Origin of the sequence: Sneathiella sedimenti (genome assembly GCF_017313765.1) — a bacterium.
Classification (GTDB): Bacteria; Pseudomonadota; Alphaproteobacteria; order Sneathiellales; family Sneathiellaceae; genus Sneathiella; species Sneathiella sedimenti.
The window spans coordinates 298,799-323,035 of the sequence record NZ_JAFLNC010000005.1; the positions used below are offsets into that span (position 1 = coordinate 298,799).

The following is a 24,237-nucleotide window of genomic DNA, read 5'->3' on the forward strand; positions in this document are numbered from 1 at the left end:
GCCCCTCTTCCCGTATTAATTAGATCCGTTATACGCATGGCTGTCACAATCTTACTTTCGATTATCTATAAGGCGCTTCCGCAACCAGGTTCTGGGCAATTTCCTGCTCCCAGCGATCCCCGTTATCAAGCAGCTTCTGTTTGTCATAGAAAAGCTCTTCGCGGGTTTCTGTCGCAAACTCGAAATTCGGCCCTTCCACAATGGCATCAACCGGGCAAGCCTCCTGACAGAAACCGCAATAAATGCATTTCGTCATGTCAATGTCGTAACGGGTGGTGCGCCGGCTGCCATCTTCGCGCGGTTCGGCCTCGATGGTAATGGCGAGCGCGGGACAGGCCGCCTCGCACAGCTTGCAGGCGATGCAGCGTTCTTCCCCGTTGGGATAGCGCCGAAGGACGTGCTCTCCGCGAAAGCGCGGGCTGAGCGGCCCCTTCTCATATGGATAGTTGATGGTCGCCTTCGTCTTGAACATATAGCGAAATGTTGTCGCCAGACCGGTGACAATCTCCGCCAGAAGCAGACTACGCGCCTGTTTATCGATAAAGCTCATAATAACAGCCTTTTCACTATCTCATTTCTGTAACCGCCAACCCTCAGGCGGCAACACTTAACAACATTTTGCCCTAAGCCGGGACCAAATCCATGTACACCAGCACCCCGGCGGTCAGGACCACCCAGAACAGGGAGAAGGGCAAGAACACCTTCCAGCCAAGCCGCATCAACTGGTCATACCGATACCGCGGCAATGTCGCCCGGACCCAGATAAAGACGAACAGCAGTATAGCGATCTTGATACCGAACCAGATAATTCCCGGGATCCAGGTGAAAATCGCCCAGTCCGCCGGTGGCAACCATCCCCCAAGGAACAGCACCGTGCAAATTCCGCTCATCAGGATCATGTTGGCATACTCACCCAGGAAGAAGAGCGCAAACGCCATCGATGAATATTCTGTCTGATACCCGGCAACCAGTTCGGCCTCTGCCTCCGGCAGGTCGAACGGGTGACGGTTTGTTTCCGCGAGGATCGAGACAAAGAATATGATGAACATCGGAAACAGCGGGACGAACCACCAGTTCAGAAGGCCAAGATCGCCTTTCTGTGATTCCACGATGCCCGTCAGGTTAAGAGTTCCCGCGCAGAGCAGCACCGTCACGATCACAAAGCCGATGGACACTTCATAAGAGACCATCTGCGCCGCCGACCGCAGCGCGCCCAGAAAGGGGTAGCGCGAATTCGAGGCCCAACCGGCGATAATAATGCCATACACCCCAAGCGAGGAGATCGCGAACAGGTACAGGACACCCACATTGATATCGGCGAGCACCCATCCCTCATCAAAGGGAATAACCGCCCAGGCAATCAGGCTGAGGATAAAGGTGACCATCGGGGCGAGAAGGAACAACACCTTGTTCGCACCTGTCGGGACAACCGTTTCCTTGAAAAACAGTTTCGCGCCGTCCGCCAGTGGCTGCAACAATCCAAACGGGCCGACCACATTCGGCCCCTTGCGCAATTGCATCACCGCCATAACTTTACGTTCATAGAGCGTCAAATAGGCAACGGCCAGCAGCAAGGGCAAGACAATCAGTAATATCTGGCCAACAATAATCAGGGCCGGGAGTAGATAAATATCCCAAAACTCAGCCATTTGTACCAGTCCCCTCACCCTTTACTTTAGAGAAAGTCGCACTGCATTCCGCCATGATCCGGCTGGAACGGGAAATCGGATTAGTCAGATAGTAATCCGAGATCGGGTTCGTGAAAGCCACATCTTCGACCGGGCCTTCCGTTCCGAATGTTCCCCATTCAGATGGTGTCACCTCATCAATTTCGGCAAAATGCGGAGCAGCTTCAGTCATCTTCTGGCGCAGCTCAAAAATCGTGTTGTAAGGCAGCGTTTTTCCAAGTTTCTCGGATAGCGCCCGCAGGATTGTCCAATCCTCCCTCGCCTCACCGGGCGGGAAGATTGCCCGTCGTCCAAGCTGCACCCGGCCTTCCGTGTTCACCCAGGTCGCATCCTTTTCGGTGTAGGCGGCGCCCGGCAGAATCACGTCAGCGGCGCTGGCACCGGCATCCCCGTGGCTGCCCTGATAGATCACAAAACTGTTGCCGAGCTTAGAGGTATCAATTTCATCGGCCGAGAGCAGGAACAGAACGTCGAGCGATCCATCCAGCATGTCCTTAACGTTCCTGCCACCCTCACCCGGCACGAGGCCAAGATCGAGGCCGCCAACCCGGGCAGCAGCGGTGTGAAGAACGTTGAAGCCATTCCAGTCACCTGAAACAAGGCCGAAATCATCGGCGATTTTCTTCGCCAATGCCAGAACAGCCGCGCCGTCACTGCGGCTCAGGGCGCCCTGCCCGACAATGATCATCGGCCGCTTGGCCTTTTTAAGGGTTTCAGCAAAAGAATGCTTCCCCTCGGCCACTTCCTTCAAGGTTGCGGGGCCGGCACCGAGATAGTCATAGGCATAGGTCAGGTCGACCTGTTCGCCGATCAGTGCAATCGGGAAGTTACCCATTTTCCAACGCTTACGAATTCGCGCGTTGATCAGCGCTGCTTCATGACGGGGGTTGCTGCCCACGATCAGAAGCGCATCTGCCTCCTCAATCCCGGCAATGGTGGAATTGAATATATATCCGCTGCGGCTTTCCGTTGACAGGGCCGCGCCATCCTGGCGGCAATCAATATTTGGCGACCCGATAAGATCCATCAGGTCTTTCAGCGCCTTCATGCTTTCCGCACAGGCCAGATCACCGGCGATTGCGCCAATCTTCGCGCCGTCGAGGCCGTCCAACTTGGCGACAACGGCATCAAACGCCTCTCCCCAGCTTGCCGGCTGCAATTTGCCATCCTTGCGGACATAGGGAGTATCAAGCCGCTGTGCCTTCAGTCCATCATAGGAAAAGCGGGACCGATCAGAGAGCCATTCCTCGTTCACATCCTCATTGAGCCTCGGCAGGAACCGCATCACTTCCTGGCCACGACTATCAACGCGGATATTTGCCCCGACTGCATCGAGAACATCAATACTTTGGGTCTTTGACAGCTCCCAAGGCCGTGCCGTAAAAGCGTAAGGCTTGGATGTGAGCGCGCCCACCGGGCATAGATCAATGATATTGCCGGAGAGTTCGCTATCGAGCGCCTGCTCAAGATAGGTCGCAATCTCCATATTCTCGCCGCGGTTAATCGCCCCCAGTTCCTCAACCCCGGCAACTTCCGTCGCGAAACGGACACAGCGCGTACAATGGATACAGCGGGTCATCGTCGTCTTGATGAGCGGCCCCATATTCTTTTCACTCACGGCGCGTTTCAGCTCGTCATAACGGCTGGTACCGGATCCGTAAGCCATCGACTGATCCTGCAAATCGCACTCCCCGCCCTGATCGCAAATCGGGCAATCAAGTGGATGGTTGATCAGCAGGAATTCCATGGCCCCTTCGCGGCCTTCCTTTACTTTTTGCGTGTTGGTATGAATGACCATGCCATCACCGGCGGGCATTGCGCAGGACGCAATCAGCTTTGGTGCCTTCTCCATCTCGACAAGGCACATGCGGCAGTTACCGGCGATCGAGAGCCGCTCGTGATAGCAGAAGCGCGGAATTTCCGCGCCCGCTTCCTCACAGGCCTGCAGCACCGTGGTTCCCGGATCTACTGTAACTTCTACACCATCTACTGTAAGTGTCGGCATTCTTCACTCCCCACGCGGGCCAGCCCTCAGGCCGCCTTGCTGGCCTTCCGTGATTTAATACGTTCCTCAATAACCGGGCGGAAGTGCCGCACCAGCCCCTGAATTGGCCAAGCCGCCGCGTCGCCAAGGGCGCAGATGGTATGGCCTTCAATCCGTTTCGATACATTGATCAACATATCGATTTCTTCAACCTCCGCATCACCGGAGACAAGACGCTGCATCACCCGCCACATCCAGCCGGTGCCCTCACGGCACGGCGTGCACTGGCCGCAGCTTTCATGCTTGTAAAAATGCGAGAGCCGTTCGATCGCGCGGATCACATCCGTTGATTTATCCATCACAATGACGGCGGCAGTCCCGAGGCCACTCTGGGCATCGCGCAGGCTGTCAAAGTCCATCAGAATATCGTCGCATATGTCCTTGGGCAAAAGGGGAACAGACGACCCGCCCGGAATAACGGCCAGCAGGTTGTCCCAACCGCCCCGGACGCCGCCAGCATGCTTCTCGATCAACTCTTTCAGCGGAATACCCATTTCCTCTTCGACATTGCAGGGCTTGTTGACATGCCCGGAAATGCAGAAAAGCTTTGTGCCGGTATTGTTCGGGCGACCAAGGCCGGAGAACCAGCCCTCCCCGCGCCGCAGGATTTCAGGCGCGACAGCAATGCTCTCAACGTTATTCACTGTCGACGGACAGCCCCAGACGCCAACGTTCGCCGGGAACGGCGGTTTCAGGCGCGGCTGACCCTTGTTGCCTTCCAGGCTCTCGATAAGCGCTGTTTCCTCACCGCAGATATAGGCGCCAGCCCCGCGATGCAGGTAGATATCAAAATCATAGCCGGAACCGGAGGCGTTCTTGCCAATCAGCCCGTCGTCATAGGCTTCCTGGATGGCAATCTCCAGATTGATCGCCTCCTGAACGAACTCCCCGCGAATATAAATGTAGGCCGCAACCGCCCGCATGGCGAAACCGGCGACGAGACACCCTTCCAGCAGACGGTGCGGATCGAAGCGCATGATTTCCCGGTCCTTGCAGGTACCGGGCTCGGATTCGTCCGCATTGACCACAAGATAGCTTGGCCGGCCATCAGATTCTTTTGGCATGAAGGACCATTTAAGACCCGTCGGAAAGCCTGCGCCGCCGCGTCCGCGAAGACCGCTTTCCTTCATCGCGTCGATAATGCCATCCTGCCCCATCTCGATGAGCGCCTTGGTATTATCCCAGACGCCCCGGCTTTTCGCACCAGCGAGCTTCCAGTCGTGAATGCCGTAAAGATTGGTAAAAATCCGATCCTGATCTTTCAGCATTACGCGCCCTCCGTCTTTTCAAGCAATGTCGTCGGGCCACCTTCCGGTGCCGAATTGATCCGGTCGATCTGCGGTCCCTTCGGCGGGACGTCTCCGCTCGCCAGCTTGTCGAGAACCGCCTCGAAATTTTCTCCATTCAGATCTTCGTAGAAATCATCATTGATTTGAACGACCGGCGCATTCACACAGGCGCCAAGGCATTCCACCTCCAGCAGGCTGAACATGCCGTCTTCCGAGGTTTCCCCATTGGTAATCCCGAGCTTGTTCTTGCAGACCGCCTCCAGATCGTCGCTTCCGCGCAGCCAGCAAGGTGTCGTCCGGCATAGCTGGAGGAAATATTTCCCGACCGGCTTGAGGTTATACATGGTGTAGAAGGTTGCCACCTCCAGCACGCGCATGTAGGGCACATCCAGGAAGTTACCGACATACTCGATCGCTTCCTTGGACAGCCAGTTCTCATTCTGGCGTTGCGCAAGATCGAGAAGCGGCATCACCGCGCTTTGCTGACGGCCGTCAGGGTATCTCGCAATGAATTTCTTGGCCTTTTCGACATTTTCAGCCGTAAATTCAAAGGCTTTACCTGTTTCGATAACCTGACTCACCGGTCCACCTCACCAAAAACGATATCCAAACTACCGAGAATTGCCGACGCATCGGCCAGCATATGACCCTTGGTTAAAAAGTCCATTCCCTGCAAATGCGCAAATCCCGGCGCTCTGATCTTGCAGCGATAGGGCTTGTTTGACCCGTCCGAAACAAGATAAACGCCAAACTCGCCTTTCGGTGCCTCCACCGCGGTATAAGTCTCCCCGGCCGGGACCTTCACACCTTCTGTGTAATGCTTGAAATGATTGATCAAGGCTTCCATCGACGTCTTCATCTCACTCCGCCGGGGCGGTGCAATTTTTGGATCGGTCGAGATAACCGGGCCCGGCTTCATCTGATCCAGACATTGCGTCATGATCTTGAGCGACTGGCGCATCTCCTCCATCCGCATCAGGTAGCGATCGAAGCAATCCCCATTGAGGCCGACAGGAATGTCAAAATCCATTCGTGAGTAGACGTCATAGGGCTGCGCCTTGCGCAGATCCCAGGCAAGTCCGGTCGAACGGAGCATCACACCGGAGAATCCCCAGCCCATCGCCTCTTCCTCGGTGACGACGCCAATATCAACATTTCGCTGCTTGAAAATGCGGTTTTCGGTGAGCAACGCCTCAACGTCGTCGAGGACAGCCGGGAAATGGTCGATAAAGGTCCGAATATCTTCTTCCAGCTTTTCCGAAATGTCCTGGTGGACGCCACCAACACGGAAATAGGCGGCATGCATCCGGGCCCCGCTCGCGCGCTCATAGAATTCCATCAGTGTTTCGCGCTCTACAAAGGCCCACAACATCGGCGTGGTCGCACCAACGTCCATGGCCTGCGCACAGACATTCATGATGTGATTGAGGACACGGGAGATTTCCGAGAAGAGAACGCGGATATACTGCCCGCGTTCCGGAACTTCGCAGCCCAGTAGCTTTTCCGCCGCCAGCACAAAGGCATGCTCCTGGCTCATCGCCGCCACATAGTCGAGGCGGTCGAAATAAGGCATCGCCTGCATATAGGTTTTATGCTCGATCAGCTTTTCGGTGCCCCGATGGAGCAGGCCGATATGCGGATCGATCCGCTCGACCACCTCGCCATCGAGTTCCATCACCATGCGCAGCACACCATGGGCGGCCGGATGCTGTGGACCGAAGTTAAGCGTGTAGTTCTTGATCTGGACTTCCGCCATCAGCCCTGTCCCTCTGCTTTTTCATCACCCGGCAGGACATATTCCGTTCCTTCCCAGGGACTTTCAAAATCAAACTTGCGAAACTCCTGCGTCAGATTGACCGGTTCATAGACAACCCGCTTTTCATCCTCGCTGTAGCGCAGCTCGACATAGCCGGTCAGCGGGAAATCCTTGCGCAAGGGATGGCCTTCAAATCCATAGTCCGTCAACATCCGGCGCAAGTCCGGATGGCCGGAAAACATGATGCCGTACATATCCCAGGCTTCGCGCTCAAACCAGTTCGCTGTCGGGAACAATCCGACGACCGATGGAACTGGCGTCCGGGCGTCTGTCTCCGCCTTGACGATGATCCGCTGGTTATGGCGTAGGCTGAGAAGATTATAAACCACATCGAAGCGCTTCAAGCGCGTCGGATAATCCACCCCGCAAACATCGCAGAGGATTTCAAACTTGCAATTTGGATCATTGCGCAGAAATTCGAGAACCTTGTCCACCGATTCTGCACGCACATTGACGATCAATTCACCGAAGGCGACCTTGGTCGCAACCACCTCGTCGGAAAGTTCAGCCGCGATCAACTCGCCCAGCTCTACAAGCGCTTCTTTCATTTAACTGACGACCCCTTCCGTTAGCGCAAAAATGTACCGGTACGGTGAATTTTCTTCTGCAATTGAAAAACACCATAGATCAGCGCTTCTGCCGTTGGCGGGCATCCGGGCACATAAATGTCGACGGGGACGATTCTGTCACAACCGCGAACAACTGAATAGGAATAATGATAATATCCCCCGCCATTCGCGCACGACCCCATCGAGATAACATAGCGAGGCTCCGCCATCTGGTCATAAACCTTCCGGAGGGCCGGCGCCATTTTGTTGGTGAGCGTTCCGGCGACGATCATGACGTCCGACTGACGGGGCGACCCGCGCGGAACAACACCGAGACGCTCCATATCGTAGCGCGGCTGCCAGGCATGCATCATTTCGACAGCGCAGCAGGCCAGACCGAACGTCATCGGCCACAGGGAGCCCGTACGCGCCCAGTTGACGAGTTTATCGACCTGGGTGACGATAAAGCCCTTATCATCCAGCTCCTGGCCGATCTGACGGAAAAACGCGTCCTGATCTTGTGCGCCGGGATGAGCTTCCGTACCGGTCAGTTCAGAACTTACTCCCATTCCAGAGCTCCCTTTTTCCATTCATAAATAAATCCGATTGTCAGGATGCCGAGAAATACCATCATCGACCAGAATCCGTACAATCCTACCCCGCCAAGAGAAATGGACCAGGGGAAAAGAAAGGCAACCTCAAGATCAAATATGATGAACAGGATTGCGACCAGGTAAAAGCGGACGTCAAACTGATTGCGGGCGTCGTCAAAAGGTTCGAACCCACATTCATAAGGCGAGAGCTTTTCTGCGTCCGGATGCTGCGCGGCGACAATCATTGACGCAATCACGATGACCGCGGACAACCCAACCGCCAATCCCAGAAAGATCAGAATGGGTAAATATTCTACGAGCAAGGCTTCCATAATATCAAAACTGCCACGGCAGACGGGTCAAAATCAACCCATTTGGCGGCAACCCCTCCTACCAATTACGTTCGGCATTATAGTGTCGGGTTATAAGGAAGAAAACCGAATTAGCAACAAAATTCGGCCATAATTTTTTATGCAGGAACGGAAACGCGCGTCTTCACCAGCGATTGGCGAAAGCGCATTAAAATGTTCGCAATTTTTGGGAAAAGTGGCGGGAGTGACGGGGCTCGAACCCGCGACCTCCGGCGTGACAGGCCGGCGCTCTAACCAACTGAGCTACACCCCCGCAGGGACGCTGTTTTGTATTGGACCCGAAAGGCCCTGTCAAGCCGCTTAAAAAAGAATTCGAAAATAATTTTTCGGTCTCTCGCGACATATCTGAAATCATTGTACAAACCCCGATGATCAAGCCGCATAGAGACATCAAACATGTTGCCTCGCTGCGTCTTTATCGCCGGTTTTCTGCTAATTCCATTCAGACATAGGACATGCCGGAACCCCATTCGTACAGTCAACGCACGACAGAGCTGGCAGACTACAAACAGCAAAAAGTTTTGAAAATGGTGGGTGATGAGAGATTCGAACTCCCGACCCTCTCGGTGTAAACGAGATGCTCTAACCAGCTGAGCTAATCACCCATTTTTCAAGCGAGCCCGTGTATATCAACCTACACCGGCAATTGGAAGTAAAAAAACGAAGCCAGATCCAATTAATTGAACCTGGCATCCATTTTGGTCTGTAACCGTAATTGTTACTTGTTGACCGAGTCTTTCAAGGCTTTACCAGCTTTGAATTTCGGCTGTTTGGAAGCCGGAATTTTGATCGTTTCGCCAGTGCGTGGGTTACGCCCTTCCGAAGCTTTACGATCAGCAACGCTGAACGTACCAAAGCCAACCAGGCGAACTTCATCGCCGCTACTTAATGCGCTGGAAACCGCTTCGAGAACCGCGTCAACACTTTTCCCTGCTTCTGATTTCCCCAGACCTGAAATGTCAGCAACTGCGGCAATGAGATCATTCTTATTCACTATAAGCCCCCTTCAATTTAGACTTGAACATATCTTATCAAGAAATTCGCTTAAGACGGTGGAATACTAGTTTGTCGGCTGCCCCGGGTCAAAGGGAAAAGTGAAGATATCCCCAACTTTTCTGCGGTTTTGACCCGGTTTTCGATTAATGTCAGTGGGTTGTTACCCCATCCTCTACTTTTCGCTGAGCCGACGCCCCGGCGAGTTCTTTCGCCAGTTCCTCCTCGGTCCAATTCAGTGGAACGAGAGGTTTCGTCAAGGCATGTTTCAGAACTTCCGACACTTCTGAAACAGGGATAATTTCGAGCCCCTCTTTCACATTATCCGGAATTTCAGCAAGATCCTTTTCATTCTCCTTTGGAATCAACACCTTCTTGATCCCGCCACGAAGCGCGGCCAGAAGTTTTTCCTTCAAACCACCAATCGGCAGCACCCGGCCACGCAAGGTTACCTCGCCGGTCATGGCGACATCCTTGCTCACCGGAATATTGGTCAGCACCGAAATAATCGAGGTCACCATCGCAACACCGGCAGATGGCCCATCCTTCGGCGTTGCGCCTTCGGGCACATGGACATGAATATCATGCTTATCGAAATCGGTCGGTTTCACGCCCATTTCAAGGCAGCGCGATTGCACATAGCTTTTCGCCGCCTGCACGGATTCCTGCATGACATCGCCGAGTTTACCGGTAATTTGCATGCGGCCCTTGCCGTAAAGCTTCACCGCTTCGATGGTGAGCAGTTCGCCGCCAACTTCAGTCCAGGCAAGTCCGGTGGTCAAGCCAACCTGATCGTTCTCCTCAACTTCGCCGAAACGATAACGGCGGACGCCGGCATAATCCTTCAGGTTTTCTGACGTAATCGCTACCGATTTTACGCCGTCGGTAATGATCTGCTTAATCGATTTACGGCAAAGCTTGGCAAATTCCCGTTCCAGATTACGCACACCGGCTTCGCGGGCATAATAGCGGATCAGGTCGCGGATCGCTTCATCGGTAATTGACCATTCTTCCTGCTTCAGGCCATGGGCCTTCATCTGTTTCTTCACGAGATGACGCTTGGCAATCTGAACCTTTTCATCTTCCGTGTAACCGGAAAGATGGATGATTTCCATACGGTCGCGAAGCGGTCCCGGCATATTCAGCGAGTTGGCCGTGCAGATGAACATTACTTCAGAGAGGTCAAACTCAACCTCAAGATAGTGATCGGCAAACGTCGCGTTCTGTTCCGGATCCAGCACCTCAAGAAGCGCGGACGACGGATCGCCGCGGAAATCATTACCGAGCTTATCAATCTCGTCGAACAGGAACAGCGGATTACTTGACTTCGCCTTCTTCATCGACTGAATGACCTTACCCGGCATGGAGCCGATATAGGTCCGGCGATGGCCGCGAATTTCAGCTTCATCGCGCACACCACCAAGGGCAACGCGCACAAAATTCCGTCCAGTCGCCTTGGCAACCGACTTACCGAGCGAGGTTTTACCAACACCCGGAGGGCCAACAAGACAAAGGATGGAGCCGCGGATTTTCTTCATCCGCTGCTGCACGGCAAGATATTCAAGGATGCGTTCCTTGACCTTTTCCAATCCATAGTGATCGTCGTTCAGAATTTTTTCTGCCCGGACAAGGTCTTTCTTGATACGGGTGCGCTTGTTCCACGGCAGGCTGATGATCCAGTCCAGATAGTTCCGGACAACTGTCGCCTCGGCGGACATCGGGCTCATGTTCCGGAGCTTCTTCATCTCCTGGTTACATTTTTCGAGCGCTTCTTTCGTCAGCTTGGTCTTGGCGATTTTCTCTTCAAGCTCGGTCAGCTCATCACGGCCGTCCTCGCCTTCGCCCAGTTCCTTCTGGATCGCCTTCATCTGCTCATTGAGATAATATTCGCGCTGGGTCTTCTCCATCTGGCGCTTGACCCGGCTGCGGATTTTCTTCTCTACCTGCAGCACACCGATTTCGTCTTCCATCAGCGCGTAGACACGTTCCAGCCGCTCGGTCGCACTCTCGATTTCAAGCAGTTCCTGCTTCTCAGAGATTTTGAGCGCCATATGCGATGCCATTGTATCAGCAAGTTTAGACGGCTCATCAATCTGGTTGAGCGAGACGAGCACTTCCGGCGGAATCTTGCGATTGAGCTTCACATATTGTTCGAACTGCGAAATGACGGACCGGGCGAGCGCCTCTAGCTCCGGCGTATCCGCGTCCTTTTCCTCAAGAATTTCCGCATGCGCCTGGAAGAAATCGGGATTGGCGACAAATTTGTCGATCCGCGCCCGTTCACCGCCTTCTACCAGCACCTTCACGGTGCCGTCCGGAAGCTTCAACAGCTGCAGGACGGATGCAATGGTGCCAACGCTGTGAATATCTTCCTCTCCCGGATCATCCTGACTAGCATTTTTCTGAGCTACCAGCAGGATCTGCTTGTCATCCTTCATCACGTCTTCGAGCGCCCGCACGGACTTGTCGCGTCCGACAAACAGCGGAACGATCATATGCGGGAATACGACAATATCGCGAAGCGGCAGAACCGGGAATATTTGCGTACGTGGTGTTTCAATCATCATGTTGCCTTCTGGGACCGGCACTCAGACATGCCGCAGCAGCCGGGAGAAATATGCTGGTCCTGAGTAATTAAAATCAGTGGGAAGGGAAATCCTCCCACATTACCGGACTATGCGCTACTCGTGGCGTCCTGCCGGTCAGCATATATATGGAGAGGCTGGGTTCCACCGTCAACCACCTCTGCATTAATAACAATCTCTTCCACGCCTTCAAGGGACGGCAGGTCATACATCGAGTCCAGCAGGATATTCTCCATGATCGACCGGAGACCGCGAGCGCCGGTTTTGCGGACAATTGCCTTCTTGGCGATCGACGAAAGCGCATCCTCGGTGAAAGTCAGGTTGACATTCTCCATATCGAACAACCGCTGATACTGTTTGACCAGGGCGTTCTTCGGTGAGGTCAGGATTTCGATCAGGGCATCCTCATCAAGATTTTCGAGCGTTGCAACAACCGGCAGTCGCCCGACGAATTCCGGGATAAGACCGAATTTCAGGAGATCTTCAGGCTCTACATCTTTCAGAGTCTCTCCGACATTGCGATCCTCTTCCGCTTCAACGGAGGCACCAAAGCCGATAGACGTATCCTTACCACGAGAGCCGATGATCTTGTCGAGACCGGCAAAAGCACCGCCGCAGATAAACAGGATGTTCGTCGTATCCACCTGCAGGAATTCCTGCTGCGGATGCTTGCGCCCGCCCTGCGGCGGAACCGAGGCAACGGTGCCTTCCATGATCTTCAGAAGCGCCTGCTGAACCCCCTCACCCGATACATCGCGGGTGATGGACGGATTGTCAGACTTGCGGCTGATCTTGTCGACCTCGTCGATATAGACAATGCCGCGCTGCGCCCGCTCTACATTGTAGTCAGCGGATTGCAACAGCTTGAGAATGATATTCTCCACATCTTCACCGACATAACCGGCTTCGGTCAGCGTCGTGGCGTCCGCCATGGTGAAGGGAACATCCAGAATGCGGGCGAGCGTCTGGGCCAGCAGCGTTTTACCGCAACCCGTCGGGCCGATCAGCAGGATGTTGGATTTCGCCAACTCCACATCATCCGACTTCGCGCTGTGGTGAAGCCGCTTGTAATGGTTATGAACGGCGACGGACAAAACCCTCTTCGCATGGAACTGGCCGATCACATAATCATCCAGAACCTTACAGATTTCCATGGGCGTGGGTACGCCGTCATTGGTCTTTACCAATGTGCTTTTGTGTTCTTCGCGAATAATATCCATGCACAGCTCAACACATTCATCGCAAATGAACACAGTTGGTCCCGCGATCAGCTTTCTCACTTCATGCTGGCTCTTACCGCAGAAGGAGCAGTACAGGGTATTTTTCGAATCTCCACCACTTAATTTGGTCATAAATACTCCAATAGTCCGTTCGACTTTTCATATTAGACGTCGTCACTGCGGGCGACAACAATAATGTTCATCTCGTCGAAATCAATGGCGGCAAACCGTTTTGATCGCCTCGAGGATATATAATATGTAAAATTGACTCAACTTTTCGTTAACATGACGCAATTCGCGCCTGCTTTACGAAAAAATAATAAATCTGTATTCGCCGCGGAGTTATTTGGATTTTTTGTCTTCTTCATCCCCGTCGGTGGGGCGCTTCGTCACAACTTCATCAACCAGGCCGAAATCCTTCGCCTCTTCTGCGGTCATGAAATTGTCCCGTTCCATGGACTGCTCGATCACATCCAGGGGTTGCCCTGTATGCTCGACATAGAGCTTGTTGAGCCGCGCCCGTACTTTCAGGATTTCGCGGGCCTGGATTTCAATATCCGTGGCCTGCCCCTGCGCACCGCCTGAGGGCTGATGAATCATGATCCGGGCATTAGGCAGGCTGTACCGCTTGCCTTTCGTACCCGCCGTGAGCAGGAAGGATCCCATGGAGGCGGCCTGACCGATGCATACGGTCGCAATATCCGGCTTGATATACTGCATCGTATCATAGATCGCGAGCCCGGATGTAACGACACCCCCCGGAGAGTTGATGTACATGTATATGGGTTTTTTCGGGTTCTCAGCTTCCAAGAAGAGAAGCTGCGCCGTAATCAACCCGGCCATGCTGTCCTGGACTTGCCCTGTGACAAAAATAATCCGTTCCTTCAACAGGCGGGAAAAGATGTCGTAGGACCGCTCCCCGCGGGCTGTTTGTTCCACCACCATCGGGACCAGATTATTCATATAGGTGTCGATGACATCAACCATTCTCGAGTATCCTTAAGTTTAGCAGCTGCGCCACGTCATCATATATGTATGACGAACGCAACTGTAAATCCGCAATTCAGGTTTTCCGGATTATTTCTTGTCAGCCTCTTTCTTGGCGGCCGGCTTTTTCGCGGTGGTTTTCTTCGCAGCTGCCTTTTTAGGCGCGGCCTTTTTGGCGGCCGGCTTCTTCTTAGGCTTGGCGGCTTCTTCCTCGTCCGGATCCTTCATCAGGTCGTCGACAGAGACCGTCTTTTCCGTAATCGTTGCGAGTTCGGAAATAAAGTCGATGACTTTATCCTCGAAAATCGGCGCACGGAGCTGAGCCTGCATTTCAGGACGCTTCTGGAACATCTCGAAAATCATCTGTTCCTGACCCGGATAGTTACGCGCCTGCGCAACCATGGCCTGGTTTACCTCGTCCTGGGAAACCTCGATGTTATTGATCCGGCCAACTTCCGCCAGCAACAGGCCGAGGCGTACCCGACGTTCGGCGATACCCATATACTCGGCGCGCAGTTCCTCTTCGGACTGGTCCTGATCTTCAAGCTTCTGACCGGACTGCTCCAGTTCCTGCTCGAATTGTGCCCAGATACTGTCGAACTCGCCCTGCTTCATGCCGGGCGGAACTTCGAAATCATGGGCATCGGCCATCGCGTCCAGCATGCTGCGCTTCAGCAGCTGGCGGGACATCTGTGCATATTGCTGCGCAATCTGACCGCGCACAGCGTCTTTCAGGGCATCCAGGCTATCGAGGCCGAGCTTTTTGGCGAATTCGTCGTTAATCTCGACTTCTTCTGCCTGCTGAACTTCATGCACATTCACTTCAAACACGGCGTCTTTACCCGCAAGATGCTCCGCGCCGTAGTTTTCCGGGAAGGTTACCTTGACATCAATTGCGTCGCCGCCCTTGGTGCCGATGAGTTGTTCCTCAAATCCGGGAATGAAGCTGTTCGAGCCAAGCTCCAGCTGATGGCCTTCCGCGGAACCGCCTTCAAACGCTTCTCCGTCCACCTTACCCACGAAATCAATCAGGAGGGCATCGCCCTCTTTCGATTTGCGGTTTTTGGAAACGGCAACGAAATTCTTCTGCTGACCGGCAATTTCCTTCAATGCCTCATCAACCTTCGCGTCTTCGACTTCGGCAACCGGCTTTTCCAGTTTCAGCTTGGAAAAGTCCATCGGCTTGAAGTCTGGCATGATCTCGACTTCAAGCGTGAATTCAAGGTCTTTGCCTTCGTCAAAGCTGGTGATCTCGATCTTCGGCTGCTGGGCCGGGCGCAGCTCGTTATCATCAAGCGCCTTCTGGCTAATTTCATTGACGGTCAGTTCAAGAACCTCGCCCATGACGGATTTGCCAAAGCGCTGACGCAAAATCGACATTGGCACTTTACCAGGGCGGAACCCGGGAAGCTTAACTTCCGCACCGACAGTTGTCAGCCGTTCCGTTACTTTCGTATCGATTTCCGCTGCCTCAACAACAATCGTGAAATCCCGCTTTAAACCGTCAGAGTTTGTTTGTGTAATTTGCATGAACGATCGCCCGTCATCTTTTATTTAGCAATAAACGCCTCCCGTCCCATTTCGTGACGAAAAGCGCCAGCCCGAAAGCTTAATTCAATATGTTGGTGCGGGTGGAGGGAATCGAACCCCCACTTCGTAAGAAACTGGTACCTAAAACCAGCGCGTCTACCAATTCCGCCACACCCGCAACATTTTTTCACCCGTGGCATCCACATAAAACATGGACGCTCGAACAGGGAGCGGCTGTCTATAGCATATGATTTCTTGGATTGACTAGGGGAATTACCGATAAAGAGTGAGAAAAGTAAAAAGAACCGGCTTGGACGGATTTCGCCGTGTATATGCGGCGCCTGTTATAGCGGAAAGGCACGCGGAGAATGTGCCGAGGCAACAGGTCGCGGTTATTTACGAACCGTTTTTAAATATGTCTTGAACCTGAATTATTGAGCGGCCTGAAAATCCCGCTCGAAAATTGCGAGTGCCAGGACATTTGTACCGGCATGTTCCTGATAGCCGGTGCGAAGAACCGTCTTTTCATAGTGAACATGCGGAATACCCTGTTCATCATCCTCGACACGAAGAACTTTTGCCTGCTCTTGCAGGCTCAACATCATGCGGCGGTAAAAAATGTCGCCAGAGGCGATCCGGTCCCGCAAACTTTGCTTCCTAAAAAACATATTTCTCACCTAAAGATTTTATCGGATTTTCTAGCGATCTCTCCTTATTAAAGGCAAAACGTAAAAAAACGGTTGAAAAATGCGGCGATTTTTACGCAGTTTCAGAGTTCCCTAAACAACCCAGACAAAATCTCCGGAATGACATTCTCGATATCCTCTGAAATCAGGCCAGGACCAAGCATGTTTCCTGCAGCGCCATGAATCCAGACGGCCGTGGCTGCAGCCGAAAAGGCCGTCATCCCGCCCGAGAACAACCCGGCGATCAAGCCTGCCAGCACGTCACCCGATCCGGCCGTCGCAAGATAGGGAGGTGCATTATAGTTGATGACAGCTTTTCCATCCGGCGTTGAGATCACCGTATCTGCCCCCTTCAACAAAACAACGGCCCCCGAAAGTGCCGCCGCCGTGCGGGCCCGCTCCAGCTTTGAGCCGGCCAGCGAGAAAATCCGCTCGAACTCCGCCTCATGGGGTGTGAGGACGACTTCGCCTTCATCCTTTTCCCTGATCAAGGAGAATAGCATATCCGGATCATCCCTGAATACAGTCAGGGCATCGGCATCGATCACAACATTTGCGGCACTTTCAAGCGCAAGGAGCGTAAATTCACGCGTCCGGTCAGTGACGCCGTTGCCGGGCCCGATCAGCACCGTCCCGATGCGTCGCGCCTGCAGCCAGTCAGCGAAGTCACCAGCCTCCCCGATCGAGGTGACCATCACGGCCTCCATCGCGGCGGCATAGATCATCAGCGCGGACGGCGGGCTGACAATGGTGGTCGCCCCTGCCCCGGCCCGCAATGAGGCACGGGCCGCCAGCCGGGCGGCACCGGTCGAGGATATGCCCCCGCCGACAATAGCGGCATGGCCCCGGCTGTATTTCTGGATCTCCGGCGTTAGCAGCGGCAGATCATCGCGCCAAAGATCAGGGCCATTGAGATGCGTCTCCGGGTCGATTTCTTCCAGATATTCCACATCGATCCCGATATCGATAATCTGCAACCTTCCACAGTAAGAGCGGCCGGGATAAAGAAAATGGCCCGGCTTCGCGCGGAAAAAGGTAACCGTCATCGCGGCTGGAATGGCGCCGGGATCGACTGCACCGGTATCCCCGTTCACGCCGCTTGGCATATCGACGGCGACAACAGGAACGGCCGCTTTCTTCACCCGGGATAGCAGGGTGGAGATATCGCTTTCAAGGAACCGCGAGAAGCCGGCGCCAAAGCCAGCATCGACGACCAGGTCCAGATCATCGAGCATCACTTCCCGCAGGGACAGGATATCGTCCTCCCATCTGTCACGCATCAGCGCCGCATCGCCTGTCAGGACTTCGGGATCAACAAGGGACGCAAGGTCAATCTGCCAGCCGGCCTCCGTCAAATGACGGGCAACGACATAGCCATCGCCCCCATTGTTGCCCGGCCCGCAGATCACAAGACACCTTCCTGTCGGCCAGGTATCGATAATCAGATCCGCAATGCCTTTTCCGGCGGCCTCCATCAGGGTCGCACCGGATACCCCCCCTTCCATGGCAAGGCGATCCGCCTGATACATTTCCGCGACACTGAGCAGTTCTGACGGCAGCGACACGGGTTCAGAGTAGCTTTTCAAGTTCGGGCCGCGCCCCGGCAACCGGGGAGACCTGCTCAAACGCGAAGGCGGCGTTGAGGACGGAAAGATCGTCCTGCATCGGCCCGACAATCTGCAGGCCGATCGGCAGACCCTCGCTGGAGAACCCGCAATTGATCGAGCAGGCAGGCTGTTGCGTCAGGTTGAACGGATAAGAGAACGGTGTCCAGTCGACCCAGGCCCCGACAGCCGCCAGATCGTCCGGGGCGAGCTTGCCAGCCTCAAATGCGGGGATGCACAGCGCCGGCGTGACCAGCAGGTCATAGGTTTCGTGGAACTTTCGCATTTTGATGCCAAGGTCGCCTCGGGCCTGGTTCGCTTCCAGATAGTCGGTAAGGGTGATTTTCGCCCCCTCCTCCACCACGGTGCGAAGCCCTGGATCGAGTTCATCCAGCTGCTTGTCACTAAGATTACGCAGTGCAAAGGCCGCGCCTGACCACCAGAGCGTATTGAAAATCGGCAGGGGGTTTTCAAAACCCGGATCAACCTCCTCCACGATCGCGCCAAGATCTTCAAAGAGGAGAACCGCACTCTTGACGGCCGCCGCCACTTCAGGATGCACGCTCGCATAACCAAGCGCCGGACTATAGGCGATCTTCTTTCCTCGGATCGAGGCAGACAGCCCCGCCAGGTAATCCGTGTCGGTCGGCGGCAGCGATGTCCAGTCACGGACATCCGGCCGGCTCATCACCTGGAGCATAATCGCGCTGTCCCGGACGGTGCGCGTCATCGGGCCGACATGGGCAACCGTGCCGAAGGGGGAAAGCGGCCAGGCCGGCACACGCCCGTAGCTCGCCTTGATGCCGAATATGCCGGTAAAGGAAGACGGAATGCGGATCGACCCGCCACCATCTGTCCCAACGTGAAAGACACCCATTCCCGCGGCGCAGGCTGCCGATGCGCCCCCGCTGGAACCGCCGGGCGTTGTGTTCTTGTTCCATGGATTGCGGGTGATACCGGTGCGCGGACTGTCAGTCACCCCTTTCCAGCCGAATTCCGGGGTCGTCGTCTTGCCTATGATCACCGCCCCCTGTTCCTTCAGGCGCGCCGTGCAGGGCGCATCATCATTCCACGGACCCGCGGCGTCCACGCTCAAGGACCCCCGCAAGGTCGGCCAGCCTTCGGTGAGGAGAATATCCTTGATCGTCGTTGGGATACCGTCAATGAGACCTATCGGAGTCCCCGCCCGCCAGCGCGTTTCCGACTCCCGCGCCCGGGCCAGCGCATAATCCTCGTCTACCAGGACAAAGGCGTTCAACGCGCCATTATACTTCTCGATCTGGGCCAGCGCCGCTTTCGTCGCTTCCACCGGGGAAATCGCCCCGTCCCTGTACCCATCGAGTAATTCCGTTGCGGTTGCAAAGGCCAGATCGTTGTTCATAACGCCCCCTTTTTTATTTAGCCCCTCGAACTAAAATGAGATTAGGCCTTCACGCGAAATCAGGCAACTGCCATTCCTTGACGCCGGGTATTTTTACCGTCATATGATCGGGAATGTCCAAAAAGCTCTTCCGAAACCCGAAAACCAAAGTTGGCCGATTTATCGTCGGCTGGGCGCTTGTTATTGGCGGAATTTTAGGATTTCTCCCCGTTCTCGGTTTCTGGATGATTCCGCTCGGCCTGCTCGTACTCTCGACAGATTACGCCTTCGCCAGACGTTGGCGCAGGAAACTCAATGTATGGCTTGGGAAACGTCAAAAGAAGCGCGAGTCCGCAAAACAGAACAGCGATAGCTACAAGAACTGATTTCCTACCTTATTTTGAATGATCCCACTTCTCCATATTGACATTATTTTAATCATAGATATATTTTATCCATGATTAATGAGAGGCACCCATGAAGCTTAGTGCAGGCATAGAACAGGCAATTCACAGCGTCACCATGCTATGCGGACTTTCGGACGATGGAGTTTTATCCGCCGCAGCTCTTGCCGAATTCCACGGGGTTTCCACGAGCTATCTTCTAAAGCATCTGCAGGCCCTTTCCGGCCGCGGAATTTTACAGACGGTTCCAGGCCCTAAAGGCGGCTACCGCCTTGCCCGTGCGCCGGAGGATATTTCCCTACTCGATATCGTGCTGGCCGTGGAAGGGTCCGAACCGGCCTTCCGCTGTCAGGAAATTCGTCAGCGCGGACCGAACCCACTCCCTGAAAGCACATATGTAAAACCCTGCGGGATCAATGTAGCAATGCTCCGCGCGGAGCAGGCCTATCGCGCGGAACTGCGCAAGGTAACCATCGCCGACCTCATTACGGACCTCCGCGCCACCGATGACGGAACTATCATGGAACGGGGCTGCCGATTTCTGACCCTGAACGAACGCCACTCGACCACCAACAATTAACTTAATAATGGAGACTAAATTGCAATCGAGATTAAACTACGCCAAAGCCTCCCCCGCTGCGCTGAATGCCGTCCTCGGGCTAGAGAACTATGTCGTCAATATGTCGGGTTTGGACCGCAACCTTATTCATCTTCTCAAACTGCGCGCGTCGCAGATCAACGGCTGCGCCTATTGCGTGGACATGCACTCAAAAGAAGCGCGACACAGCGGCCTTAGCGAGCAGTGGATCAACCTCGTCAGTGTCTGGCAGGAATCCCCCCTCTTTGATGAGCGGGAACGGGCTGTTCTGGAATGGACGGAAGCACTGACGAATGTGGCAAGCACCGGCGCTCCGAGTACGGCCTATGAACCGCTCAAAGATCATTTCACGGAAAAGGAAATCATGGACCTGACGGTCGCGATCAGCACGATAAACGTCTGGAACCGCCTCGCCGTCGGCTTCCGCTCGCAGCACCCAATCGACGAGGTCAGAAAAGCTTCCTAATAATTGATGGGAGACAAAAAAGCCCCGAAATCGTGAGACTTCGGGGCTTCTGAATTTGGGGCGAACGAGGGGTCTTGAACCCCCGACCTCCTGAGTCACAGTCAGGCGCTCTAACCAACTGAGCTACGTTCGCCGTAAGAGCGGCCCTGTTTAGCGATACTGCCAACGCCGGTCAAGAAAACTTTAGTCTCTTTTCCCAAAAAAATCCTGCAATTTTTCAATCGCAGCATCAAGTACTTCGTCCCTCTTGCAAAAGCAGAAGCGGGCAAAATTCGTACGGGCGCCTTCTGATTGATAAAAGGCGCTGAACGGAACGGCGGCAACCCCGGCCTCCGTCGTGATCAGGCGGCAGAACTCCTCATCGGTGCCGTCAAAGCCGATCGAGCTGATATCCGCGTTGATGAAATAGGTCCCGTCACAATCCGCTGTCGTGAAGCCGATCCGCTGGAGTCCATCGCGGAACCGGTCGCGTTTGGACTGCATGGAATTTTTCAGATCCTCATAAAAGGCATCTTCCTTGGCGAGCCCGTAGGCCACAGCCTTTTGCAAATTCGGCGCTGTCGTGAAGGTGAGGAACTGATGCGCCTTGGCGATGCGTGAGGTCAGCTCTGCTGTCGCCGTAAGATAGCCTACCTTCCAGCCAGTCAGCGAAAATGTCTTGCCGGCAGACGCGATACGCGCCGTCCGCTCTCCCATGCCCGGCAGAGTGAGTAGGGAGAGATGCTTCCTGTCTCCGAAAACAATATGCTCATACACCTCATCACAGATGGCGTAGGTGTCATGCTTGATGGCCAGCTCCGCGATCAATTCCAGCTCTTCCCGACTAAACACCTTGCCTGTCGGGTTCATCGGGCTGTTCATCAGGATCAGCTTGGTCTTGTCACTGAACGCGGCCCGGAGCTTGCTCTCATCAATCTCCCAGTTCGGCGGATCGAGACGGACAAACTTCGGGATGCCGCCCGCGAGCTTGATCATCGGCAGGTAGCAATCATAGAGGGGCTCGAACAAGACCACCTCATCGCCCGGATTGATTAGGCCCAGCATACTCGCAGCAAGGGATTCCGTTGCGCCCGATGTCACCAGGACATCCGTCTGCCAATTGACACTCAGGCCATAGAAACGGCTGTCATGCTCGGCGACGGCCTGGCGCAGTTCCGGCACGCCCATCATCGGCGGATACTGGTTCGGCCCTTCCTCTCCTTCTCGCGCGGCGACGGCGCGTATATCGGCAGGACCGTCCTGATCAGGGAATCCCTGCCCGAGATTAATCGCCTGATGCTCAATCGCGAGTTTCGACATGACTTCAAAAATTGTCGTGCCGAAACCGGCAAGAACATTACTGGTATTTTTCACTGGGCCGTCCCTGTCAGAATTTCATTGCGCGCACAAATTACGCCCGGTTAAGCGCGAATATCAAGCGAAACCATTCTGACACCGCTGAAGCATCCCCTTGAGACACGGATTCTTTCCTTGCCCCGGCCCCGAAAGCGCGGCATATCTTTGGACAAAACCAGAAGTACTAAAGGGAAGTGCATGAGTATTTCAGCGAAGATGTCCCGACTTGGGACAGAGACCGCCTTCGACGTGCTGGCGCGGGCCAACGCCCTGGCGGCAAACGGCATGGATATCATCAATCTCGGCATCGGCCAGCCGGATTTTCCGACACCGGACAATATTGTTGAAGCGGCTGTCAAAGCCCTTCGGGACGGCGCGCATGGTTATACGGCGGCGAACGGTATCCCGGAACTCCGTGAAGCTGTGGCCGAGGACATCGCCAAATATCGTAACGTGACCGTCAACCCCGACCATATTATTGTTGTGCCGGGCGGCAAGGTGACCATGGCCTTCGTCATCGAGATGTTTGGAGAGGATGGTGCGGAGATCATGTATCCCAATCCCGGCTTCCCGATTTATGAAAGCATGATCCGTTATACCGGCGCGACACCGGTTCCCATCCCCCTGATCGAGGAAAACGGCTTTTCCTTCGACGCGGAAACGGTGCTCTCAAACATAACGGACCGGACACGGCTGATTATCCTGAATACGCCGGCCAACCCGACCGGCGGCATCGTGCCCGCGGCGGAACTCGAGAAACTCGCAGCGGGCCTCAAGGATTTCCCGGATGTATATGTTCTATCCGATGAAATTTACAGCCGCATGACCTATGACGGCCAAGGTCATTGCAGCATGCTGAATTTCCCCGAGTTGCGGGATCGACTGATCATTCTCGACGGCTGGTCAAAAACCTATGCCATGACCGGATGGCGGATGGGTTGGGGTCTCTGGCCTGAAAAGCTCGTTCCACATGCACAACGCCTCTGCGTGAATTTTCATTCCTGCGTCAACGCTGCGGCACAGTTCGCCGGGATAGAGGCGCTTCAGGGCGATCAGGGGCCCGTCGATATGATGATGGAGGCGTTTGACGCCCGCCGCAAACTCATTCATGCGCGCCTCAACGCCGCGCCGGGGGTAAGCTGCGTGATACCGAAGGGCGCGTTCTATGCCTTCCCCAATATATCGGGCACGGGTCTCTCGGCGAAGGAAATGCAGGACCGGCTCCTCAACGAAGAAGGGGTGGCGGTCATCGCCGGTACCAGCTTCGGCGCCTATGGCGAGGGATATGTTCGCTTTTCCTATGCCAACTCACTAGAGAATATCGAGCGCGCCATGGACCGTTTCGATACCTTTCTGAAAGGGCTTTGATTAGACTATGGAGGACAAGCGCTTAACCGATTTGGAACTCAAATTCATGGAGCAGGACCAGGCGATTGCCGAACTCAGCGATATCGTCAATCGCCAGTGGCAGGAGATTGAGCAGCTCAAGCGCAAGCTTTCGCATACGCATGAGCGAATCATTTCTCTGGAGGATGCCGTCCCTGCCCCCTCCACAAATGAGAAGCCACCGCACTATTGAATGAGAGGGCAATTGTCACGATCCTTGCATTATTGATTCTGTATCTATAGAACCGCCTTTTCCTGAAATCTGGGAGACGATATGACCGACGAGACCAACAATTCAGACAATGCCGGAAAACCTATAGCAGAGGATGATCCGATCGTGGACTATATCCTTCGGGCGGTCGACGCCGGTACAGAGGTGTCGCCGCAGGAAATTGCCCAGACTATTGCCAACGACCGCGCGAAACCGTCCGCCCCAAAGGATGTTTGGCGGAAATACATGACGGCAGTTCGCCAACAAGCCATCCATCTCGCCCGTGATGGTCGCCTGCATATCATCCGCAAAGGTGAAATCGCCGATCCGAATAAGCTTAAGGGTCTCTATAAATTACGCAAGGTCACAACTGATCAATAAATAGTCATATGCCTATTTTTTAATCGCCTATTTTTTGACCAGCCTGCACACGGCGGCGCTAACTCCACAAGAATTCGCAGTTTTTTGCGACTCTCGCGTGCGACAATATTACTTCCCAATTCTGGCACGCCTCATGCTATAG

The 24,237-nt window shown here is 54.5% G+C and carries 24 protein-coding genes and 4 tRNA genes; 6 read left to right on the top strand and 22 right to left on the bottom strand.

Going from position 1 to position 24,237, the window contains the following annotated elements:
- Nucleotides 1-61: 61 nt before the first annotated feature.
- From nuoI to J0X12_RS15570, 20 genes are all read right to left on the bottom strand, one after another.
- Nucleotides 62-550 carry an NADH-quinone oxidoreductase subunit NuoI gene (gene nuoI / locus J0X12_RS15475; protein ID WP_207047341.1) on the bottom strand — a complete coding sequence of 163 codons (489 nt, stop codon included), beginning with the start codon at nucleotides 548-550 and terminating at the stop codon, nucleotides 62-64.
- A 73-nt stretch (nucleotides 551-623) separates the two neighbouring features.
- Nucleotides 624-1,649, bottom strand: coding sequence for an NADH-quinone oxidoreductase subunit NuoH (gene nuoH, locus J0X12_RS15480; protein ID WP_207047342.1), 1,026 nt, complete (start codon nucleotides 1,647-1,649; stop codon nucleotides 624-626).
- Complete coding sequence (gene nuoG / locus J0X12_RS15485) at nucleotides 1,642-3,693, bottom strand: NADH-quinone oxidoreductase subunit NuoG (RefSeq protein WP_207047343.1); 2,052 nt, start codon at nucleotides 3,691-3,693, stop codon at nucleotides 1,642-1,644. Before nuoG ends, nuoH begins: the two co-directional genes overlap by 8 nt.
- Before the next feature lie 26 nt (nucleotides 3,694-3,719).
- Entirely contained in the window at nucleotides 3,720-5,000 is a 1,281-nt protein-coding gene (nuoF, locus tag J0X12_RS15490) for an NADH-quinone oxidoreductase subunit NuoF (protein WP_207047344.1), read from the bottom strand.
- On the bottom strand, nucleotides 5,000-5,602 hold the full coding sequence (gene nuoE, locus J0X12_RS15495; protein WP_207047345.1) for an NADH-quinone oxidoreductase subunit NuoE: 603 nt from the start codon (nucleotides 5,600-5,602) through the stop codon (nucleotides 5,000-5,002). Before nuoE ends, nuoF begins: the two co-directional genes overlap by 1 nt.
- A complete protein-coding gene (locus J0X12_RS15500) occupies nucleotides 5,599-6,777 on the bottom strand; it encodes an NADH-quinone oxidoreductase subunit D (RefSeq protein WP_207047346.1) in 1,179 nt (392 codons plus the stop codon). Before J0X12_RS15500 ends, nuoE begins: the two co-directional genes overlap by 4 nt.
- Nucleotides 6,777-7,385, bottom strand: coding sequence for an NADH-quinone oxidoreductase subunit C (locus J0X12_RS15505; protein WP_207047347.1), 609 nt, complete (start codon nucleotides 7,383-7,385; stop codon nucleotides 6,777-6,779). Before J0X12_RS15505 ends, J0X12_RS15500 begins: the two co-directional genes overlap by 1 nt.
- 20 nt (nucleotides 7,386-7,405) lie before the next feature.
- Nucleotides 7,406-7,954 (bottom strand): NuoB/complex I 20 kDa subunit family protein, encoded by a 549-nt coding sequence (locus tag J0X12_RS15510; RefSeq protein ID WP_207047348.1) that lies wholly within the window; start codon nucleotides 7,952-7,954, stop codon nucleotides 7,406-7,408.
- Nucleotides 7,945-8,310 carry an NADH-quinone oxidoreductase subunit A gene (locus J0X12_RS15515; protein WP_161338072.1) on the bottom strand — a complete coding sequence of 122 codons (366 nt, stop codon included), beginning with the start codon at nucleotides 8,308-8,310 and terminating at the stop codon, nucleotides 7,945-7,947. Before J0X12_RS15515 ends, J0X12_RS15510 begins: the two co-directional genes overlap by 10 nt.
- Before the next feature lie 215 nt (nucleotides 8,311-8,525).
- A tRNA-Asp gene (locus J0X12_RS15520) sits at nucleotides 8,526-8,602 on the bottom strand.
- A gap of 275 nt (nucleotides 8,603-8,877) precedes the next feature.
- Nucleotides 8,878-8,954 (bottom strand) — tRNA-Val (locus J0X12_RS15525).
- A 113-nt stretch (nucleotides 8,955-9,067) separates the two neighbouring features.
- Complete coding sequence (locus J0X12_RS15530; protein WP_288900533.1) at nucleotides 9,068-9,343, bottom strand: HU family DNA-binding protein; 276 nt, start codon at nucleotides 9,341-9,343, stop codon at nucleotides 9,068-9,070.
- Nucleotides 9,344-9,494: 151 nt separating this feature from the next.
- Nucleotides 9,495-11,906 carry an endopeptidase La gene (lon, locus tag J0X12_RS15535; RefSeq protein ID WP_420497093.1) on the bottom strand — a complete coding sequence of 804 codons (2,412 nt, stop codon included), beginning with the start codon at nucleotides 11,904-11,906 and terminating at the stop codon, nucleotides 9,495-9,497.
- 110 nt (nucleotides 11,907-12,016) lie between these two features.
- On the bottom strand, nucleotides 12,017-13,279 hold the full coding sequence (gene clpX / locus J0X12_RS15540; RefSeq protein ID WP_207047350.1) for an ATP-dependent Clp protease ATP-binding subunit ClpX: 1,263 nt from the start codon (nucleotides 13,277-13,279) through the stop codon (nucleotides 12,017-12,019).
- A 210-nt stretch (nucleotides 13,280-13,489) separates the two neighbouring features.
- The gene (gene clpP / locus J0X12_RS15545) at nucleotides 13,490-14,134 is read right to left on the bottom strand and encodes an ATP-dependent Clp endopeptidase proteolytic subunit ClpP (protein WP_207047351.1); all 645 of its coding nucleotides are present in this window, start codon (nucleotides 14,132-14,134) and stop codon (nucleotides 13,490-13,492) included.
- A 90-nt stretch (nucleotides 14,135-14,224) separates the two neighbouring features.
- Nucleotides 14,225-15,664: a trigger factor gene (gene tig, locus J0X12_RS15550; RefSeq protein WP_207047352.1), complete on the bottom strand. Its 1,440-nt coding sequence runs from the start codon at nucleotides 15,662-15,664 to the stop codon at nucleotides 14,225-14,227.
- Nucleotides 15,665-15,757: 93 nt separating this feature from the next.
- Nucleotides 15,758-15,842, bottom strand: a tRNA-Leu gene (locus J0X12_RS15555).
- A 253-nt stretch (nucleotides 15,843-16,095) separates the two neighbouring features.
- Complete coding sequence (locus J0X12_RS15560) at nucleotides 16,096-16,311, bottom strand: hypothetical protein (RefSeq protein WP_207047353.1); 216 nt, start codon at nucleotides 16,309-16,311, stop codon at nucleotides 16,096-16,098.
- Between the two features lie 122 nt (nucleotides 16,312-16,433).
- The gene (locus tag J0X12_RS15565; RefSeq protein ID WP_207047354.1) at nucleotides 16,434-17,936 is read right to left on the bottom strand and encodes an NAD(P)H-hydrate dehydratase; all 1,503 of its coding nucleotides are present in this window, start codon (nucleotides 17,934-17,936) and stop codon (nucleotides 16,434-16,436) included.
- The gene (locus J0X12_RS15570; protein ID WP_207047355.1) at nucleotides 17,920-19,335 is read right to left on the bottom strand and encodes an amidase; all 1,416 of its coding nucleotides are present in this window, start codon (nucleotides 19,333-19,335) and stop codon (nucleotides 17,920-17,922) included. The genes J0X12_RS15565 and J0X12_RS15570 overlap by 17 nt, the downstream gene beginning before the upstream one ends.
- A gap of 113 nt (nucleotides 19,336-19,448) precedes the next feature.
- Here J0X12_RS15570 and J0X12_RS15575 point away from each other — a divergent pair, with 113 nt between their 5' ends.
- From J0X12_RS15575 to J0X12_RS15585, 3 genes are all read left to right on the top strand, one after another.
- Nucleotides 19,449-19,700 (top strand): PGPGW domain-containing protein, encoded by a 252-nt coding sequence (locus J0X12_RS15575; RefSeq protein ID WP_207047356.1) that lies wholly within the window; start codon nucleotides 19,449-19,451, stop codon nucleotides 19,698-19,700.
- 91 nt (nucleotides 19,701-19,791) lie between these two features.
- Entirely contained in the window at nucleotides 19,792-20,298 is a 507-nt protein-coding gene (locus J0X12_RS15580) for an RrF2 family transcriptional regulator (RefSeq protein ID WP_207047357.1), read from the top strand.
- A gap of 19 nt (nucleotides 20,299-20,317) precedes the next feature.
- Entirely contained in the window at nucleotides 20,318-20,782 is a 465-nt protein-coding gene (locus J0X12_RS15585) for a carboxymuconolactone decarboxylase family protein (RefSeq protein WP_207047358.1), read from the top strand.
- Between the two features lie 56 nt (nucleotides 20,783-20,838).
- On the opposite strand, the gene J0X12_RS15590 is transcribed toward J0X12_RS15585, so the two are convergent.
- Together J0X12_RS15590 and J0X12_RS15595 are read right to left on the bottom strand one after the other, a co-directional pair.
- Nucleotides 20,839-20,915, bottom strand: a tRNA-His gene (locus J0X12_RS15590).
- Between the two features lie 50 nt (nucleotides 20,916-20,965).
- Complete coding sequence (locus J0X12_RS15595) at nucleotides 20,966-22,135, bottom strand: aminotransferase (protein WP_207047359.1); 1,170 nt, start codon at nucleotides 22,133-22,135, stop codon at nucleotides 20,966-20,968.
- Nucleotides 22,136-22,315: 180 nt separating this feature from the next.
- On the opposite strand from J0X12_RS15595, the gene J0X12_RS15600 reads away from it, so the two are divergent.
- From J0X12_RS15600 to J0X12_RS15610, 3 genes are all read left to right on the top strand, one after another.
- On the top strand, nucleotides 22,316-23,485 hold the full coding sequence (locus tag J0X12_RS15600) for a pyridoxal phosphate-dependent aminotransferase (protein WP_207047360.1): 1,170 nt from the start codon (nucleotides 22,316-22,318) through the stop codon (nucleotides 23,483-23,485).
- A gap of 7 nt (nucleotides 23,486-23,492) precedes the next feature.
- Nucleotides 23,493-23,696 carry a SlyX family protein gene (locus J0X12_RS15605; protein WP_273543435.1) on the top strand — a complete coding sequence of 68 codons (204 nt, stop codon included), beginning with the start codon at nucleotides 23,493-23,495 and terminating at the stop codon, nucleotides 23,694-23,696.
- Between the two features lie 81 nt (nucleotides 23,697-23,777).
- The gene (locus tag J0X12_RS15610) at nucleotides 23,778-24,095 is read left to right on the top strand and encodes a DUF3253 domain-containing protein (protein WP_207047362.1); all 318 of its coding nucleotides are present in this window, start codon (nucleotides 23,778-23,780) and stop codon (nucleotides 24,093-24,095) included.
- Nucleotides 24,096-24,237 lie beyond the last annotated feature (142 nt).

Excerpts from the sequence above, each read along its gene's own strand:
- J0X12_RS15600 (WP_207047360.1), top strand. The coding sequence starts at position 22,316 with ATGAGTATTTCAGCGAAGATGTCCCGACTTGGGACAGAGACCGCCTTC.
- clpX (WP_207047350.1), bottom strand. The coding sequence starts at position 13,279 with ATGACCAAATTAAGTGGTGGAGATTCGAAAAATACCCTGTACTGCTCC.
- lon (WP_420497093.1), bottom strand. The coding sequence starts at position 11,906 with ATGATTGAAACACCACGTACGCAAATATTCCCGGTTCTGCCGCTTCGC.
- tig (WP_207047352.1), bottom strand. The coding sequence starts at position 15,664 with ATGCAAATTACACAAACAAACTCTGACGGTTTAAAGCGGGATTTCACG.
- clpP (WP_207047351.1), bottom strand. The coding sequence starts at position 14,134 with ATGGTTGATGTCATCGACACCTATATGAATAATCTGGTCCCGATGGTG.
- J0X12_RS15575 (WP_207047356.1), top strand. The coding sequence starts at position 19,449 with ATGTCCAAAAAGCTCTTCCGAAACCCGAAAACCAAAGTTGGCCGATTT.
- J0X12_RS15580 (WP_207047357.1), top strand. The coding sequence starts at position 19,792 with ATGAAGCTTAGTGCAGGCATAGAACAGGCAATTCACAGCGTCACCATG.
- J0X12_RS15505 (WP_207047347.1), bottom strand. The coding sequence starts at position 7,385 with ATGAAAGAAGCGCTTGTAGAGCTGGGCGAGTTGATCGCGGCTGAACTT.
- J0X12_RS15610 (WP_207047362.1), top strand. The coding sequence starts at position 23,778 with ATGACCGACGAGACCAACAATTCAGACAATGCCGGAAAACCTATAGCA.
- J0X12_RS15510 (WP_207047348.1), bottom strand. The coding sequence starts at position 7,954 with ATGGGAGTAAGTTCTGAACTGACCGGTACGGAAGCTCATCCCGGCGCA.
- nuoI (WP_207047341.1), bottom strand. The coding sequence starts at position 550 with ATGAGCTTTATCGATAAACAGGCGCGTAGTCTGCTTCTGGCGGAGATT.
- J0X12_RS15500 (WP_207047346.1), bottom strand. The coding sequence starts at position 6,777 with ATGGCGGAAGTCCAGATCAAGAACTACACGCTTAACTTCGGTCCACAG.
- J0X12_RS15570 (WP_207047355.1), bottom strand. The coding sequence starts at position 19,335 with ATGAACAACGATCTGGCCTTTGCAACCGCAACGGAATTACTCGATGGG.
- nuoF (WP_207047344.1), bottom strand. The coding sequence starts at position 5,000 with ATGCTGAAAGATCAGGATCGGATTTTTACCAATCTTTACGGCATTCAC.
- nuoH (WP_207047342.1), bottom strand. The coding sequence starts at position 1,649 with ATGGCTGAGTTTTGGGATATTTATCTACTCCCGGCCCTGATTATTGTT.
- nuoG (WP_207047343.1), bottom strand. The coding sequence starts at position 3,693 with ATGCCGACACTTACAGTAGATGGTGTAGAAGTTACAGTAGATCCGGGA.
- J0X12_RS15605 (WP_273543435.1), top strand. The coding sequence starts at position 23,493 with ATGGAGGACAAGCGCTTAACCGATTTGGAACTCAAATTCATGGAGCAG.
- J0X12_RS15515 (WP_161338072.1), bottom strand. The coding sequence starts at position 8,310 with ATGGAAGCCTTGCTCGTAGAATATTTACCCATTCTGATCTTTCTGGGA.